The sequence below is a fragment of the Pseudomonas sp. LBUM1659 genome, from assembly GCF_059716045.1.
The window spans coordinates 2,291,221-2,307,235 of sequence record NZ_CP166797.1; the positions used below are offsets into that span (position 1 = coordinate 2,291,221).

At 58.9% G+C, this 16,015-nt stretch carries 13 protein-coding genes and 4 tRNA genes; 12 read left to right on the top strand and 5 right to left on the bottom strand.

Annotation, left to right across the window (positions count from 1 at the left end):
* Nucleotides 1–62: 62 nt before the first annotated feature.
* Nucleotides 63–1,274: an O-succinylhomoserine sulfhydrylase gene (locus ACA048_RS10300; RefSeq protein WP_497629016.1), complete on the top strand. Its 1,212-nt coding sequence runs from the start codon at nt 63–65 to the stop codon at nt 1,272–1,274.
* On the top strand, nt 1,271–2,047 hold the full coding sequence (locus tag ACA048_RS10305; protein WP_497629017.1) for an SDR family oxidoreductase: 777 nt from the start codon (nt 1,271–1,273) through the stop codon (nt 2,045–2,047). Before ACA048_RS10300 ends, ACA048_RS10305 begins: the two co-directional genes overlap by 4 nt.
* Here the strand turns inward: ACA048_RS10305 and ACA048_RS10310 are convergent.
* On the bottom strand, nt 2,035–2,157 hold the full coding sequence (locus ACA048_RS10310) for a hypothetical protein (RefSeq protein WP_497629018.1): 123 nt from the start codon (nt 2,155–2,157) through the stop codon (nt 2,035–2,037). The two genes, ACA048_RS10305 and ACA048_RS10310, sit on opposite strands and share 13 nt — an antisense overlap.
* Nucleotides 2,158–2,244: 87 nt before the next feature.
* On the opposite strand from ACA048_RS10310, the gene ACA048_RS10315 reads away from it, so the two are divergent.
* The 3 genes from ACA048_RS10315 to ACA048_RS10325 all read left to right on the top strand — a co-directional run bounded on the left by ACA048_RS10315 (nt 2,245) and on the right by ACA048_RS10325 (nt 2,621).
* A tRNA-Val gene (locus ACA048_RS10315) sits at nt 2,245–2,320 on the top strand.
* Between the two features lie 55 nt (nt 2,321–2,375).
* A tRNA-Asp gene (locus ACA048_RS10320) sits at nt 2,376–2,452 on the top strand.
* A 92-nt stretch (nt 2,453–2,544) separates the two neighbouring features.
* A tRNA-Asp gene (locus tag ACA048_RS10325) sits at nt 2,545–2,621 on the top strand.
* A gap of 64 nt (nt 2,622–2,685) precedes the next feature.
* Here ACA048_RS10325 and ACA048_RS10330 read toward each other — a convergent pair.
* Nucleotides 2,686–2,949, bottom strand: a complete 264-nt coding sequence (locus tag ACA048_RS10330) for a hypothetical protein (protein WP_497629019.1) — start codon at nt 2,947–2,949, stop codon at nt 2,686–2,688.
* A 145-nt stretch (nt 2,950–3,094) separates the two neighbouring features.
* Between ACA048_RS10330 and ACA048_RS10335 the strand changes: the two genes are divergently transcribed.
* From ACA048_RS10335 to ACA048_RS10350, 4 genes are read left to right on the top strand one after another with little or no spacing between them, the layout of a single operon-like run.
* Entirely contained in the window at nt 3,095–5,926 is a 2,832-nt protein-coding gene (locus ACA048_RS10335) for a xanthine dehydrogenase family protein molybdopterin-binding subunit (RefSeq protein ID WP_497629020.1), read from the top strand.
* The gene (locus tag ACA048_RS10340) at nt 5,919–6,458 is read left to right on the top strand and encodes a (2Fe-2S)-binding protein (protein ID WP_223511466.1); all 540 of its coding nucleotides are present in this window, start codon (nt 5,919–5,921) and stop codon (nt 6,456–6,458) included. The genes ACA048_RS10335 and ACA048_RS10340 overlap by 8 nt, the downstream gene beginning before the upstream one ends.
* A gap of 2 nt (nt 6,459–6,460) precedes the next feature.
* The gene (locus ACA048_RS10345; protein ID WP_497629021.1) at nt 6,461–7,696 is read left to right on the top strand and encodes a c-type cytochrome; all 1,236 of its coding nucleotides are present in this window, start codon (nt 6,461–6,463) and stop codon (nt 7,694–7,696) included.
* Between the two features lies 1 nt (nt 7,697).
* Complete coding sequence (locus ACA048_RS10350; RefSeq protein ID WP_497629022.1) at nt 7,698–8,669, top strand: XdhC family protein; 972 nt, start codon at nt 7,698–7,700, stop codon at nt 8,667–8,669.
* Between the two features lie 66 nt (nt 8,670–8,735).
* Here ACA048_RS10350 and ACA048_RS10355 read toward each other — a convergent pair whose 3' ends face one another.
* Nucleotides 8,736–10,019 carry an NAD(P)/FAD-dependent oxidoreductase gene (locus tag ACA048_RS10355; protein WP_497629023.1) on the bottom strand — a complete coding sequence of 428 codons (1,284 nt, stop codon included), beginning with the start codon at nt 10,017–10,019 and terminating at the stop codon, nt 8,736–8,738.
* 183 nt (nt 10,020–10,202) lie between these two features.
* Between ACA048_RS10355 and ACA048_RS10360 the strand changes: the two genes are divergently transcribed.
* A tRNA-Val gene (locus tag ACA048_RS10360) sits at nt 10,203–10,279 on the top strand.
* Nucleotides 10,280–10,472: 193 nt separating this feature from the next.
* On the opposite strand, the gene ACA048_RS10365 is transcribed toward ACA048_RS10360, so the two are convergent.
* Entirely contained in the window at nt 10,473–11,318 is an 846-nt protein-coding gene (locus tag ACA048_RS10365; protein ID WP_497629024.1) for a tyrosine-type recombinase/integrase, read from the bottom strand.
* Between the two features lie 352 nt (nt 11,319–11,670).
* Between ACA048_RS10365 and ACA048_RS10370 the strand changes: the two genes are divergently transcribed.
* Nucleotides 11,671–13,806 carry a calcium-binding protein gene (locus ACA048_RS10370; protein ID WP_497629025.1) on the top strand — a complete coding sequence of 712 codons (2,136 nt, stop codon included), beginning with the start codon at nt 11,671–11,673 and terminating at the stop codon, nt 13,804–13,806.
* 697 nt (nt 13,807–14,503) lie between these two features.
* Here ACA048_RS10370 and ACA048_RS10375 read toward each other — a convergent pair.
* Nucleotides 14,504–15,085, bottom strand: coding sequence for a hypothetical protein (locus ACA048_RS10375; RefSeq protein ID WP_497629026.1), 582 nt, complete (start codon nt 15,083–15,085; stop codon nt 14,504–14,506).
* Between the two features lie 221 nt (nt 15,086–15,306).
* Between ACA048_RS10375 and ACA048_RS10380 the strand changes: the two genes are divergently transcribed.
* Nucleotides 15,307–15,813, top strand: coding sequence for a hypothetical protein (locus tag ACA048_RS10380; RefSeq protein ID WP_497629027.1), 507 nt, complete (start codon nt 15,307–15,309; stop codon nt 15,811–15,813).
* Nucleotides 15,814–16,015 lie beyond the last annotated feature (202 nt).

A 16,015-nucleotide genomic window follows, 5' to 3' on the forward strand; every position in this document is an offset into this window, starting at 1 on the left:
GGGGCCGGTTTTGTATCTACTAAAGACTCTCTATATCAAGAAGCAAGGCAAGGAGTGACAGCATGAGTCAGGATTGGGATGCCGGTCGGCTGGACAGCGACCTTGAAGGCGTAGCGTTCGATACCCTGGCCGTACGCGCCGGTCAGCACCGCACGCCGGAAGGCGAACACGGTGATCCGATGTTCTTCACCTCCAGCTACGTATTCCGTACCGCTGCCGATGCGGCGGCACGCTTTGCCGGTGAAGTGCCGGGCAACGTCTACTCGCGCTACACCAACCCGACCGTGCGTGCGTTCGAAGAGCGCATTGCCGCCCTGGAAGGTGCCGAGCAAGCCGTGGCGACTGCCACCGGCATGGCTGCGATCATGGCGGTGGTGATGAGCTTGTGCAGCGCCGGGGACCATGTGTTGGTTTCTCGCAGCGTGTTCGGTTCGACCATCAGCCTGTTCGAAAAGTACTTCAAGCGCTTCGGCATCGAAGTCGATTACGTGCCCCTGGCGGACTTGTCCGGTTGGGATGCGGCGATCAAATCCAACACCAAATTGCTTTTTGTCGAGTCGCCATCGAACCCGCTGGCGGAGCTGGTGGACATCGCCGCGCTGGCGGAAATCGCTCACATCAAAGGCGCGATGCTGGTGGTCGACAACTGCTTCTGCACCCCGGCATTGCAGCAGCCGCTGACAATGGGGGCGGACATCGTCGTGCACTCGGCAACCAAGTTCATCGACGGCCAGGGCCGTTGCATGGGTGGTGTCGTGGCCGGTCGCAGCGAGCAAATGAAAGAGGTGGTCGGTTTCCTGCGCACCGCCGGGCCAACCCTCAGTCCGTTCAACGCCTGGATTTTCCTCAAGGGCCTCGAAACCCTGAACCTGCGGATGAAGGCGCATTGCGCCAACGCCCAGCAACTGGCCGAGTGGCTGGAGCAGCAGGACGGCATCGAGAAAGTCCATTACGCCGGCCTGAAAAGCCATCCGCAGCACGAGCTGGCTCAGCGCCAGCAGAAAGGTTTCGGTGCGGTGGTCAGTTTCGAGGTCAAGGGTGGCAAAGAGGGCGCCTGGCGCTTTATCGATGCGACCCGCCTGATTTCGATCACGGCCAACCTCGGTGATACCAAGACCACCATCACCCACCCGAGCACCACCTCCCACGGCCGACTGGCGCCGCAAGAGCGTGAGGCGGCGGGCATTCGTGACAGCCTGATCCGCATTGCGGTCGGCCTGGAAGACGTGGCTGACCTGCAAGCCGACCTGGCGCGCGGGTTGGCGGCCTTGTGATCGAGTTGCCTTCGCCGACAATCGGGTCCAATGGCCGTGTCGCACTGGTCACCGGTGCGGCGCGCGGCATTGGGTTGGGGATTGCGGCCTGGTTGATCAGCGAAGGCTGGCAGGTGGTGCTGAGCGATCTGGATCGGGTGCGCGGTTCGAAAGTGGCGAAGGTGCTGGGCGATAATGCCTGGTTTATCGCCATGGATGTCTCGAATGAAGGGCAGGTGGCGCTGGGTGTTGCCGAGGTGTTGGGGCAGTTCGGGCGCCTGGATGCGTTGGTGTGCAACGCGGCGGTGGCCGATCCGCACAACATCACCCTGGAAAGCCTCGATCTGGCTTACTGGAATCGTGTGTTAGCGGTGAACCTCAGCGGGCCGATGCTCTTGGCCAAGCACTGTGCGCCGTATCTGCGCGCTCACAGCGGTGCAATCGTCAACCTGGCCTCGACCCGCGCCGGACAGTCGGAACCGGACACAGAGGCTTATGCGGCGAGCAAGGGCGGCCTGTTGGCCCTGACTCACGCGTTGGCGATCAGCCTTGGGCCGGAAATACGTGTGAATGCGGTCAGCCCTGGCTGGATCGATGCGCGGGATCCTTCTGTGCGGCGAGCCGAGCCACTGACAGATGCCGATCATGCCCAGCATCCGGCGGGCAGGGTAGGGACGGTCGAGGATGTCGCGGCGATGGTGGCGTGGCTGCTGTCGAAGAATGCCGGTTTTGTCACGGGCCAGGAATTTGTGGTCGATGGTGGCATGACCAAGAAGATGATTTACAGCGAATAAACCCTATCGATCTGGTCGGCGTTGATGGTGTGAGTGCCGCCGTCTTCGCGAAAGCGATCTGTCGGCATAAGAGTGATGGTGAGTGTTGCCAACACGTTGCGGAATGACACGATTTTGTCTTTTTCAGAAAAACTTCAATCCTGCTATTGACTTAGGTTCGGTACCTGCGTAGATTTCGCGGCCTCGGAGATGCAAACGGGTGATTAGCTCAGCTGGGAGAGCGTCTGCCTTACAAGCAGAATGTCGGCGGTTCGATCCCGTCATCACCCACCACTTCCGAGAGTCTTGCGAAAGCAAGATGGAAGCTGTAAAAAGCCTCCACCGACGCGCAGCGGTAGTTCAGTCGGTTAGAATACCGGCCTGTCACGCCGGGGGTCGCGGGTTCGAGTCCCGTCCGCTGCGCCATATTTTCCGGATCAGATTAGTCTGGTTCGAGATTGAAAAGCTTCTGAGTTTTCAATCAGACGAGTTACTTGGACGAAGGTCCAAAGCGATACGCAGCGGTAGTTCAGTCGGTTAGAATACCGGCCTGTCACGCCGGGGGTCGCGGGTTCGAGTCCCGTCCGCTGCGCCATATCTGCTACAAGGCCCACTGAACGCCTTGGAGCTACGAAGAAAGCCGCTGGTTATGCCAGTGTTTACTTCGAGTCGATAGCAAAAACCCTGGTCGAAAGACCGGGGTTTTTTGTGTCTGAAATTTGGCTTTTCTTCCTCTTGTACTCTCCCTTGCCGTGGCTTTCTGCATCCCTTTCTCCTTGACCGCCTGTAGGTCTTTCGCGACGACGACGTCTGCCAGGGTTGGCCTTGGCCTCACAACTGCTGACCTCATCAATTCTTGTAATAAAAAAATCACAATATTTTGATTCGCTGGTCAGTTTTTTGTATTGGGTTGTTTGCCGCAAGGGCATAAGCCTATAAACTTAACCTTTCGGTCAGCTTTGCACTGTCATTTCAGCCCTTTGTTTCGTCAATAAGGGTTTCTGCACGACTCGAGATTTCCAGTACATAATCAAAAGGGCGGGTCACTAACCGCTCAGAGGATGATCCATGTCCAACCGTGATATATCCCGGCGCTCGTTTCTTCAGGGCGGGCTGGTGGCGGGTGTGAGCGTGACGCTCACGCCGCTCAGCAGTCAGGCGCTCGCCGCCTTGATGGAAAACAGCGTGACCGTGCCGTCCGAGCAATGGCTCGGCAACAACGGCAAGGCGCGCTCGCGTAACGATGCCTTGTCGAAAGTCTGCGGCAGCAAAGTCTTTGCCCGCGACATCCGCGCCAAGGACATGCCGGGTTGGCCGCAGCAGCAAGGTCACGCCATGCTGCTGAAAACCATCAAGGCCGACCGCATCTATGCGGGCATGGACCTGTCGTGGCTCGGCACCGAGTTGCAGCCTGACCGCATCGTCACCGCTGCCGACCTGGAGAAAGACGGCATCGCCTTCCCGGAAGAGCACGCGCCAGATCCGCTGCTGCCGGAAGGCAAGGTGCCGATGTTCATCGGTCATCCGGTGGCGATCCTGATCTGGAACGACTTCGAGCGTTTCCGCCAGGCCAAGGCCAAACTCAAATTCAATGACAAAGCGATTCGTTACGGCGCCCAAGTGCCGTTCTACGAACGCGATCCCTACGGCAGCTTCCGCTATGTGCGCGTGGGCGGGGCGACTTCGGCGGACGAGGACGAATTTGCCAGCCTCAAGGACTCGATCCTGTTCCCGATGCTGCGTAACCGTCGCCCGGTGTGGAATTCGCAGCCGAACCTGCACGGCAATCTGACCGAGCGCGGTTTGTTCTACGCTGATCGCATGAAACAGCAGATCGACACGCCGCCAGACAACTGGCTGGTGTTCGACGAACATTACAAAACCCCATCGATTGAACCTGCTGCGATGGAGCCGGACAACGGCAACGGCTGGTACGACCCTGCGACCCAGACCCTGCATTTCGTCGTGGCCACTCAGTGCCCGCTGGAAACCGCGACTGAAACCGCGAAAATGATCGCCCCGTCGCGTTTCGGCCTGGCGCACCTGAACATGCACCCGGGTTATACCGTCGGCTACGGCTCCAAAGACCACAACATCTTCGTCTACTACGCAGCCCTTGCGGCGTTGTACGGCGCGGGTGTGCCTGTGCGTCTGGCCAACGACCGCTACGAGCAGTTCCAGAGCGGCATCAAGCGTCACCCGTTCGACATCCACTACCAGTTGGCGGTGGACAAGAACGATCACAGCTTCAAGATTTTCCGCGCCGACATGAGCGTCGACGGCGGCGGGCGAGTGAACTACAGCGCGTCGGTGGCGGCGGTTGGCGCCACGGCGGCGCAGTCGATCTACTACATGCCGCAGAACGATTTGCAGGTCACGGCCTATCATTCCCGCGCCGTTGAAGCCGGCTCGATGCGGGGTTACGGCACACTGCAAAGCATGGCGTCCACCGAAATGATGGTCGACGAAATTGCCGATCGCCTCGGCATCGACGCCATCGATCTGCGCAAGAAAAACGCTATGGTCTCGGGTATGAAAAATACCCAGGGCGCGGTGCCGGCGGGTGCTTTGCGCTTGCACGAGATTCTCGACAAGGCTGCCGTTCACGACGTCTGGAAAAACCGCGACGCGATCAAAAAGCAACGCGAAGCTCAGGATCCGGACAACTGGTACGGCGTCGGTTTCGCCATTTGTCAGAAAGACTTCGGCACGGGTTCTGAAGCGCCGATGGCCAGCATCGAGTTCACCGCGCAAGGGCACGTCACCCTGCGCCACATCGGTATCGAAATCGGCACCGGCATGTCCACCTCTCAAGCTTTGGTCGTGGCCGATTTCCTCGGTGTTGCGGCGACCGAAGTGAAGACCGGCGAGACCGAATGGAAAGAGTTGCAGCTGATCAGTGGCGGCAACCCTTACATCATGAGTCAGGCCGAGCAAGACAGTTTTCTGCGTAACCCGCGCTGGGTCGGCAAGATCGCCTCGGCCTCGTCGGCCACCAACTCGGCCTACTACTTCAGCCACGCCACCCGTGAGGCGGCGCGCGTGCTGTTCAATCACGGCTTGTGGCCGGCGGCGATGCAAATCTGGAGTCAGGGCCCTTACGGCGGTGCGGCCAACCCTTACGTGGTGCGTCGCGAAGATGCGCATTGGGTCGACGGCAAACTCACCGCCAACGGCATGCAGCCGCTGAGCTTTGAGCAACTGGCCCAGCACGCCCACGAGCGTGGCCTGGTCACTGGCGCAACCGTGCACGGTTTCAACCGTTGGAGCTGGGCCGATGCCGAGTTCAGCATCGACGGCGTGCGCGAACGTCTGCCGCTCGATGGCCTGGCGGTCAAGTATGGCGACGGCGCTCCGAGCGTAAAAAAGGCGCAGATGAACAGCGCCGGTTTCCACCTGCTGGATCGCCAGAACGTGCATTACCCCGACACTCAGCTGAACAACGCGGCAGTGACTTACTACAGTCCGGTCGCGACGCTGGTGGAAGTGAAAGTCAACAAAGGCTCGGCCGAAGTGCAAGTGCTTAACCATCACTCGTGGATCGAGTGCGGTCGTGTGCTGGTGGAAGAGCTGGTCAAGGGCCAGGTCGAAGGCGGGATTGCCATGGGCATTGGTCATGCGCTGATGGAAGAAATGCCGCTGTACGAGGGCGGCCCGGGGGAGGGTGACTGGAACTTCAACCGTTACCGCTTGCCGATGGCGCGCCATGTGGCGGTCTGGAGGCAGACGTCTGAAATCCTGCCGCCGCTGTCGCCGAGCGATCCATCGAAGGGCATTGCCGAAGTGGTGATGATCCCGGTGGTCGGTGCCATCGGTAACGCCGTGGCACACGCCATCGGCAAACGGGTCCGCGACCTGCCTATCACTTCTGCACGCATCAAGGAGGCCCTCAATGGCTAACCGTCCGCTTCAACTGACCCTCAACGGTCAAACCGTCGGCCCAGTGGACATCCCTGATGACCTGCCGATGATCGATTACCTGCACGAATACAAAAACCTCACCGGCTCCCGTTTGGGCTGCGGCCAGGGTATTTGCCACGCGTGCGTGGTGATCGTCGACAACCCGGACGGCACCAGCGAAGAAGTGCGCACCTGCATTACCGGCGCGCATTACTTTGAAGGCAAAAAAGTACGGACCATCGAAGGCCATGCGAAACGCGACGAGCAGGGCAAAGTCACTGAGCTGAACCCGATCCAGCAGCGCTTTGTCGACGAATTCGCTTTCCAGTGCAGCTACTGCGCGCCTGGTTTCGTGAATGCCGCGACCGTGTTGGTGGAAAAGCTGCAACGTCAGCCCATCGTCAAAAGCCAGCTGGAAAAAGTCATCGAGGACAGCCTCGGTCACCACATCTGCCGCTGCACCGGCTACGTGCGCTACTACAGCGCGACGCGCAATGTGCTGACCGATCTCGGCCTGGTCAAGGAGGGTTAAGCATGAAGCAACTACTTTCCCGCCTGGCGTTGGCGGTTGGTCTGGCTGCGCCGGTGTTGCTGGCTCATGCCGAAGATCAGGTCAAGCGCGGCGAATACCTCGCCCGTGCCGCTGACTGCATGGCTTGCCACACCGCGCCGGGTGGCGCGCCGTACGCGGGCGGTCTGCCGATTGTCTCGCCGTTCGGCACAATCTACGGCACCAACATCACCCCGAGCAAAGAACACGGCATCGGCCTCTACACCGATGAAGAATTCTTCGCCGCGCTGACCGAAGGCAAGCGCCGTGATGGCGCCAACCTGTACCCGGCGATGCCGTACACCTCGTATCACCTGATCCCGCGCGACGATTCGGACGCGATTCACGCGTACCTGAAAACCGTCGAGCCGATTGAACGCGCAGCACCGGTGACCAGCCTGAGCTTTCCGTTCAACGTGCGTCTGGGCCTGATGGGTTGGAACATGCTTTATGGCAAGGATGTGAAGCTGACGCCGACCGAGGGCAAAAGCGAAGCCTTCAAGCGTGGCCAGTACATGGTCGACGTGCTTGGCCACTGCGGCGAATGCCACACCCCGCGCGGTTTGCCGGGTGCGATGCAGCAGGACAAGCGCCTGACCGGCGGCGTGCTCAATGGCTATCTGGCACCTGGCCTGTTGGCCGGTGACCTGGCGGCTCGCGGCTGGAATCATCAAGATTTGAGTTCGTTCCTCAAGCACGGCATGAGTGCTCAGGGCACGATGTTCAACGAGATGTTCCCGGTGTTCCACAACAGCACCCAAGGCCTGACTGACCCGGACCTGGCGGCAATGGCGACCTACCTGCTGGGTGATCAACCGCCAGCGGCGAAGGTGCTGACCGACGTGCCGTTTGAGCAGCTCACTGCAAGCGCCCAGCGTGGTCGTCAGGAATACCTGAACGTCTGCGCCGGTTGCCACGCGGTCGGTGGCGAAGGCAAGCCGCACATTGCCGTGGCCATGCGCGGCAACACCACGCTGCGCCTGGAGGATCCGCGCAACCTGGTGCGGGTGATTGATGACGGTATCGGTGAGCAGAAGTTTGCCGGGTTCGAACACATGCAGCCGATGCCAGGGTTCGCTGAGAAGCTCAGTCACGAGCAACTGACTGATCTGCTGAACTACCTGCGTCAAGGTTGGGGTGGTCAGTCGGGTGATCTGGCGGTGAACGCTGTGCAGACGTTGCGTGCCGATGCGCCGCCGCTCGAGCACAAGGCGCACTGACATGCAGCATCTCGATCTGCAAGTGGTGCGCCGGGCGCTGGAATGGTCGACGGCCGGCCAGCGTCTCTGGCTCTGCACAGTGCTCGCCACCTACGGCTCGGCGCCTCGCGCGCCGGGTTCGCTGCTGGCGGTGAACGCCGACGGGCAATGGATCGGATCGCTGTCGGGCGGCTGTGTCGAGGAGGATTTTCTCGAGCGGGTCGCCGAGGGGGCGTTTCTTGAAGCAGTCAGCGTTGTTCGTTATGGCGAGGGCGACGATCCGCGTTCCCGGGTGAGTCTGCCCTGCGGCGGCGTGCTCGATGTGCTGGTGGAGAAGCTTGAACCGGTTTGTGAGGTTCAGGCGCATCTGCGAGAGCTGGAGTCGGCGCTGTTGGGCCAGCGTCGGCTGATCCGCGAGGTTGACTTGTCCAGCGGTGCGCGCAGCCTGTTCGATGATCGCGAGCAGGGTGTGCGAATCGAGCGTGAGATCGATCGGGTGCGCGTGCGGATCGGCGCGGCCCAGCGCTTGTTGCTGGCCGGGTATTCCTCTGTCGCTCAGGCGTGTGCAGAGTTTGCCGTCGGGCTGGGTTTCGAAGTGATTCTGTGCGACCCGCGTGACGAGGTGCTGGAAGGCGTGGTGCTGGAAAACGTCGAGATTCGTCGTCAGCTGCCCTCAGTGTTCATTGCTGACGGCGGCTGCCATAGCGACACAGCGGTGGTGGCGTTGACCCACGATCCGCGTATCGATGACCTGGCGATGATGGAAGCGGTGCGCACCGAGGCGTTTTATATCGGCGTGATGGGTTCCCTGCTTACGTCGCAAAAGCGCTTCGAGCGGTTGCGCAGGATTGGTGGTTTGGGGGAGGTCGAGCTGGCGCGGATTCATGCGCCCATCGGTTTGAACCTGGGCAGCAAGACGCCTTCCGAGATTGCCCTCGCCGTACTCGCCGACATTCTGCGAATACGCAGCGGCATCGCGCGGGATCGACTCTAACCCGTTATTGCCGATTTCTCATGCTTGATACAAAAAGGGGTCGCATTCCGCGGCCCCTTTTTTGTATCAGTATCCGAACTTGTCCCGTAGCCCGTAATACCAGGCGCCCAACGCCGCGAACGGTGTGCGTAGCAATTGTCCGCCGGGGAACGGGTAGTGGGGCAGGTCGGCAAACGCATCGAAGCGCTCGGTCTGGCCTCGCAGCGCCTCGGCCAATACTTTGCCCGCCAAATGCGTGTACGTCACGCCATGACCACTGCAACCCTGGGAATAGTAAATGTTGTCACCCAGTCGTCCGACTTGCGGAAGGCGCGACAGGGTCAGCAGGAAATTACCGGTCCAGGCGTAGTCAATTTTCACGTCCTTAAGCTGTGGGAACGCCTTGAGCATCTTCGGCCGAATGATCGCCTCAATGTTCGCCGGATCCCGCGCGCCATACACCACACCGCCGCCAAAGATCAGCCGCTTGTCGCTCGTCAGGCGGTAGTAGTCGAGCAAGTAATTGCAGTCCTCGACGCAGTAATCCTGCGGCAGCAGGTTGTTCGCCAATTCGTCGCCCAACGGTGCGGTGGTGATGACTTGAGTCCCGCAGGGCATTGACTTGGCCGCCAGTTCCGGCACAAGGTTGCCCAAGTAGGCGTTGCCGGCGATGATGATGAATTTGGCCCTGACCTTGCCCTGTGGCGTATGCACCACCGGATTTGCGCCACGCTCGATGCGCACTGCTGGCGACTGTTCATAAATGGTGCCGCCCAGCGACTCAATGGCCGCCGCTTCGCCCAGCGCCAGATTGAGCGGATGAATGTGCCCGCCACTCATGTCGAGCATGCCGCCAACATACTGATCGCAATTCACGACTTCACGGATTCGACGTTGATCCATCAACTCAAGCTGCGTATGGCCGAAACGTTCCCACAGGCGTTTCTGGGATTCCAGATGGCCCATCTGCTTGGCAGTGATGGCCGCGAATACGCCACCGTCCTTCAAGTCGCACTGGATATTATATTTGGCGACCCGCTCACGAATAATCCGCCCACCCTCGAACGCCATTTGCCCCAACAACTGAGCCTGCTTGGGACCAACGCTGCGCTCGATCACATCGATATCGCGGCTATAGCTGTTGACGATCTGACCACCGTTACGGCCCGACGCGCCAAAACCAACCTTGGCCGCTTCCAGGACCGTCACCTTAAAACCGTTCTCCAACAGAAACAGGGCAGAGGACAGACCGGTGTAACCGGCACCGATCACGCAGACGTCAGCCTCTACATCACCCTGCAAGGCCGGCCTCGGCGGAACCGCATTGGCCGATGCGGCGTAATAGGACTCTGGGTAGGGAGTGTTCTCCATCCTGCTGCCTCTGTTTAATATATTTTACGAGTGCATTGATCCTACTCGAGTTAAAAATCGACCGCCAGCCACCGGAAAATCTTCTTCGTAACCTCAAAATTAAATATTTTGCATATTCATAGGGTTAGCTCGAAAAAAGGTGTTGACACCCCTCCGGAATTCCGTAGAATGCCGCCTCACAGCAGGCACGTAGCTCAGTTGGTTAGAGCACCACCTTGACATGGTGGGGGTCGTTGGTTCGAGTCCAATCGCGCCTACCAAACAAAATCCGCTCTGCTGGGCGGTCTAGAAGGGCTCACCGAAAGGTGGGCCCTTTTTTGTTGTCTGGTGTTTGGGAAAACTTTGGGATTATTTTGGGCAAGCGCCCACCGCACTACACCTTCAGGTCGGCTTTGACCTTCATGTAAACCACCGCATCATCGCCATGCCCTGTCTGGTAGTGCTCGGTCATCTTCACGTCCGCGTGCCCCATATGTACTCCTGTTCGAAACCCTGCTGTTCGTACAGCCATGCGCCGAGTGCACGGATCTCGTGAAAGGTGGGGCGCTCACCCGCTAGCAACTCTTCGTAAGCTTTCGAATCGTCACGAGCTTGGGCAAAGGACTTCGTCAGGTAGTCCGGCGTAACTGCGTTCCAGTGTAGCTTGGCGTCCAGTTGTGTCCGCTTGCGAGCCTTCGGCGAGTAGTGGATGAGGTACGGGCAGACGACCGGCGACCGCATGCACTCCATGACCACTTCCCGGAGCGCCTGGCCCATGACTATCTCCAGATACACGGGCTTCCCGTAGTTCTGTGTCTTCCCGGGCGATACCTTGATGGCGTTCTGCTCGAGGTCCACGGCCGATTTAGGCCACATCACGATATCTTCCCGCCGCTGAAGACTCAGCAACCCCAGCCGGATGGCGCGCTTCAGCCAAATTGGTGTCCCTACGTACTCTAAAATCTTGTTCAATCCCCCGACGGTGCGCCGCTGGCGCTTCTTCTCGGCTTCCTTCTTAACCAGGGTCAGCTCGGCGGAATTGCGATTGCATAGGCCTTTGGCCACGGCGAACGCGAACCCCTGCACCAGCAGCCCACGGTGCTTCGTGTAGACGTTGTTTTCGAAACCATCCAGGTATTCGGCGATCGTCAGCGCGTCAAGTTGCCCCATCATCAAATCGCCCAGGTCCTCGCGATATCGGGCCAACTTGAATTTGATTTCCTTCGGGGTGCTCGCGGCGTATGTCTTGGTGGTTAGCCATTCCCTTTCAAATCGCTCCAGACAGCCGCTGAACTTCGGTGCAGCCTCACCGGTGAGCATGGCCAGAGCGCGCCGTCATCGGCCAGCTTGATCGCTTCCGCCGTCACCCACCGTGTGCGGTAGAACATTTTGAAAGTTCCCCGCAGGGTAGTCTTAAGTGTTTCCTAATATTTCCTTGAGTCGCCGGGGAGTGACAGCGTTTCAATCCCTCCTGCCCTGGAACTCCGGCGCTAGACATGTGGCAGCGTTGGAGGGTTGGCGAATGCTCCAGCGCTCATCAACACTCGGTTGCATTTGCGATAAACGGTCAGGCTCAAGTGGCGCACCTGTGCCCCTGGGGGCTTGTCTAATTAGCCTCAACCCGCTGTACGCCAATTCACGCTTACCATCTCCTTCAAGGGAGGGTAGAACCATGGCTGTAATCAATGGGACCGCACAAGGCGACTTTATATTTGCCAACCCGGAGGCCGATCAGATCTTCGGCCTTGGTGGCGACGACTTTATTCTGGGTGAGGGAGGTAACGACACAATAGAAGGTGGTGACGGCAACGATGATATCTCCGGTGGTGACGGTGACGACCTCCTTCGCGGTGGCATCGGACTCGACAGGCTCACGGGCAATGCCGGTGCCGATACCCTGACCGGTGGCGCGGGTAATGACTCTTTCAACTGGTTTGTCGGCAGTGGCTCGGACTCCTCTTCCCTGGCCCGCGACACGGTTTCCGACTTTCAGGGCGCTGGCGTTCCTGGTGGTGACACCCTGGTCCTCTCCGCGAACAACCGGCTGGTTTTCGAGGGGGCTCGCAGCACGGTACCTACGCTCGGCGCTTCGCTCGGTTTCGGTGGCAATGGCTTCACCGAGGTCTTCTATGTCGCAGGTGCCGCCAGCACGTTGCTGTTCGCGGACTCCAACGACAATGGCGTGTTCGACGCCACGGACTTCTCCGTACAACTGACGGGACGGCACAACCTCGTAAAAGCCGATTTCGGCACCACGACCTTTGTCCTGCGTGGCACCGAAGGCAATGACGTGATCAACGGCACCGCAGAGGTCGACAGGATCTTTGCGCTCGGTGGAAACGATGTGATTAACGCTGGTAACGGCAATGACATCGTCGACGGCGGCGCCGGCAACGACATCCTGAACGGTGGCGCAGGCAACGATCTGCTGACCGGTGGGCTCGGCAATGACATCCTGAACGGTGGCGACGACAGCGATAGCATCACGGGCAACGACGGCGCCGACATCATTGACGGTGGTGCCGGTAATGACTCGCTGCTTGCCGGCGGCAACGGCAATGACATAGTGAGTGGCGGTGCAGGCAACGACACGCTGGACGGCGATGCCGGTAACGACCAGCTGTTTGGCGGCATCGGTAACGACAGCCTGTTCGGCGAAGACGGCAACGACCAGATGTCTGGCGAGGACGGCAACGACGAACTGTTCGGCGATGCCGGCAACGACCAGTTGTTCGGCGGCAAAGGTGACGACGTGCTCGAAGGCGACGCCGGGGCAGACCAGTTGAACGGCGGCGCCGGCAATGACGAGTTCGAGTTCTTCCTCGGTTCGTTCAACCCGAACTCACCTTTCGCGACCTTCGATACGGTCCAGGACTTCCAGGGCGCAGGTGTGGCCGGGGGCGATACGATCGAACTGGTCGATGAGTTCGTATTTCGTGGCCAAGTCACGCTCAATCCACAGCTGGGCGCGGTACTGGTCGGCGGCGGCAACGGCATCACCGACCTGCTCTACACGGTCAGTCAGGGCAACACCTGGCTGATAGCGGACGAGGATGATAACGGCCGGCTCGACAGCACCGACTTCACGGTGAAGTTCCTCGGCGTCAAGAATTTCACGGTGGGCGATTTCGGTAACAATACCGTCTTCGTCACGGCCGGCACCGATGGAAACGACATCATTGTCGGCACCAATGGCGACGATAAAATCTTCGGCCTCGGCGGCAACGATCAGTTGTTCGGCCAGGCGGGCGAGGACCTGCTCGATGGCGGTACCGGTGACGACGTGCTGCTGAGCGGCACAGGCCTGGATAATCTGTTTGGCGGCGAGGGTAACGACACGCTCACCATCGAGGATTTCGGCAGTGCCTTCGGCGGTGCCGGGAACGACCTGGTGATCGGCAGCAGCGCCGAGTTCGCTTTCCAGACGACCCTTGAGGGTAATGAAGGCAACGACACACTGCAGTCCGGCAGCGCAGGCGCCTTCATGATCGGTGGCACGGGGGAAGACTTGCTGGTGGGCAGTGCGGCGGATGACTTCATGGTCGGCAGCGTTCAGTTCGAACCCGGTCTCGATGCGGACAGGTTCCAGTTCGGTGCCCTCTGGGGAACGGACACTATCGCTGACTTCGAGGACGGCACTGACCTGATCGACCTGAGCACCAGCGGTTTGGCCTTCGCGAATCTCACCGTTGGAGAACAGTTCGGCGAGGCTGTCATTAGCGTCACTGGCCAGCCGGGTGTGGGAAGCATCACCTTGATCGGCGTCCCACAGGCCGCCATCACCGAGGCAGACTTCGCCTTTACCTGAGTGATCGGCGCATGCTCACGCCCGGGATGGCGTGAGCATGCCGAGGAAAACCCGCGAGCTCGCTTCGCAGACCGCGGCTGGCGCGACACAAACCAGCGCTGCCAGCCAGGAGTTGTCGCGCCTGGCCGTTTCACTCAACGGTCTGGTTTCGAGATTTGCGGTTTAGCGCAAGGCGATCAAAACCAAAATGGCTGGCTTTAGCGCCATCCGTTTTGGCCTGCTCGCGATAGGAATAGCAGTCACTGGGGGTCGCACAGATCCCGAAGTGGCAAGGGAAGCAATCGATAGTTTTTTGTCGCCAACGGCAACTATTGGTCAGATGTCCTGAGCTGGGGTTCTTCTTGTCGCAGTGGGAGGTTGTGTTGTCGAGAGGTTTTGGTGAGAGTGGGAACTAAGGGTTCAAATCCCGATCTCTTCGTCATTATTCTAAGAATCCTGTAATTCAATGGGTTACGGGGCTTTTTCTTTTCCGATAGTACTGCCCATCGCATCCCGCCTTTTGTCACTCCAATCTAATCTCTTCGCCGTCCCGTTTTCTTCGTTTCGCTCGCAAATCCCTCGATAGCTATCACTAGTCAGTTCGCACCCGTAGATATCACGCACATGGGTCCACTTGATCTTGTGAAAAGGTGAATCATGTCGCCGATAGGGTGAATTAAGTTACTCGTGCCTCTAGGTCACGTTCCGTGTGTCTTTACTACGTTAGCTCAAGTCGCTCTAATGCATAATCCTTACCTGCCAAGGTAAGTGAAAAAGTTGTGGAGCCGAATGTGCCGCGTGTCGCACTTCGCTTCACAAGACGTTTAACTTCGAGTTGCTTTAGGTCTGCTTCAACTTCCTGCGTGCTGAGTGAGACAAGTTTGCAAACCGAGTCTAAATTTGCAATTTTTCTGAAGTTTGCATGATAGGCTAAAGCTTCCATCAGTAGCGTTTGGTTATCCGTCAACTGTGGAAACTGAGGGTTGTTCTTTTTATAAATTTTTCGCTCTATCTCATGTAACTCGCCGTAAACTCCGTCAGGGGTGCGGGTGTAGTAAATCGCTACAGACAGAGTGCTGATTAAAGTCGCGATAATCATCAGCAGCGACCAATTCGGCATTGGCGTTTCCAGTAAAAGCCAATCCGAAGCACGTAGCAGCCAGCCCTTGGTATCTGCCAACAACGTCAGCTCGAAGTAAGTGTCGAGCAGCTTTGTGACTGCCCAGGCGACAAGGAGGCCCCCGGCCGAGTAGGCCATAGTCTTGAAAGTGAGCTGGGATCGCTTGCCTTCTGCTGCCATGCTGCTCGTCTCTAGTGTAGGAAACAGATGTTATCAGCATAGCAGTAGAAAAGTGACGCTCTGGCATTCGTACGGGTGGGGGGATTGTTACAGGTAGGAGGGCGCCTTAGAGCCTGTAGGAGACGTTTTGAGCGCGAAGGCATGGACAAACGGTTGCACTGGTTAGCCTTTGGTCGATGGACAGGCTTACACAAAGGAGGTAGGACTACTCGCTCAATGCAGTGAACAACATCCACAATGACATCTCCAACACGGCGAACCACCTCAGGAAGCAAGTCGAGGAAATGGAGGCCGCCGGGAACCGCAAGGAGGATCTCACTAGACATTACTGCCTGCTCGTCTTGCTTGTCTTAACCTTTGAATCGAGGCTCAACTTCATTGGCGCCCAGAAGCTGGCTGGCTGGCTGGAAAGAAGACCGGTGTCACCCATGTCCAGTGGTCATTGGCATCGATCTGCTCCCGACGGCTGGCCTTGGGCTTGTAGTGGATCAGGTACAGCGACACCAGCGGTGAGCGCAGACAGTCACCGACAACCTGCTCAGCCGGAGCTTTTGGAGCCGCCGCAGTATGCCTGCCGGTCGGCCGCCTGGTTCTGGGCGACCAAGGGGCTGAACACCTCGGCCGATGCCAACAAGTTCGAGTTCATCACTCGGCGAATCAACGGTGGGCTCAATGGCCATCCGGATCGGCTGAGGTTGTGGGCGAAGGACTCGGCGGCGCTGGCGTGATCTCGCTGTCGCGGCCTGGCTGCTGTTAGCATGCCAGCCGTACGTGCAGGAGTTAAATTGACAGGGTTTTCGGGCGAATATGTGTAGTCTTCGTCATCTCGCAGGTGGCTATACCAGCCATACAGCGCTACCCCAAGGGTGACAACGATCATAGCTATGAGGATGAAGATTAGATAACGCATCGTCCTCGACTGCCTTTAGT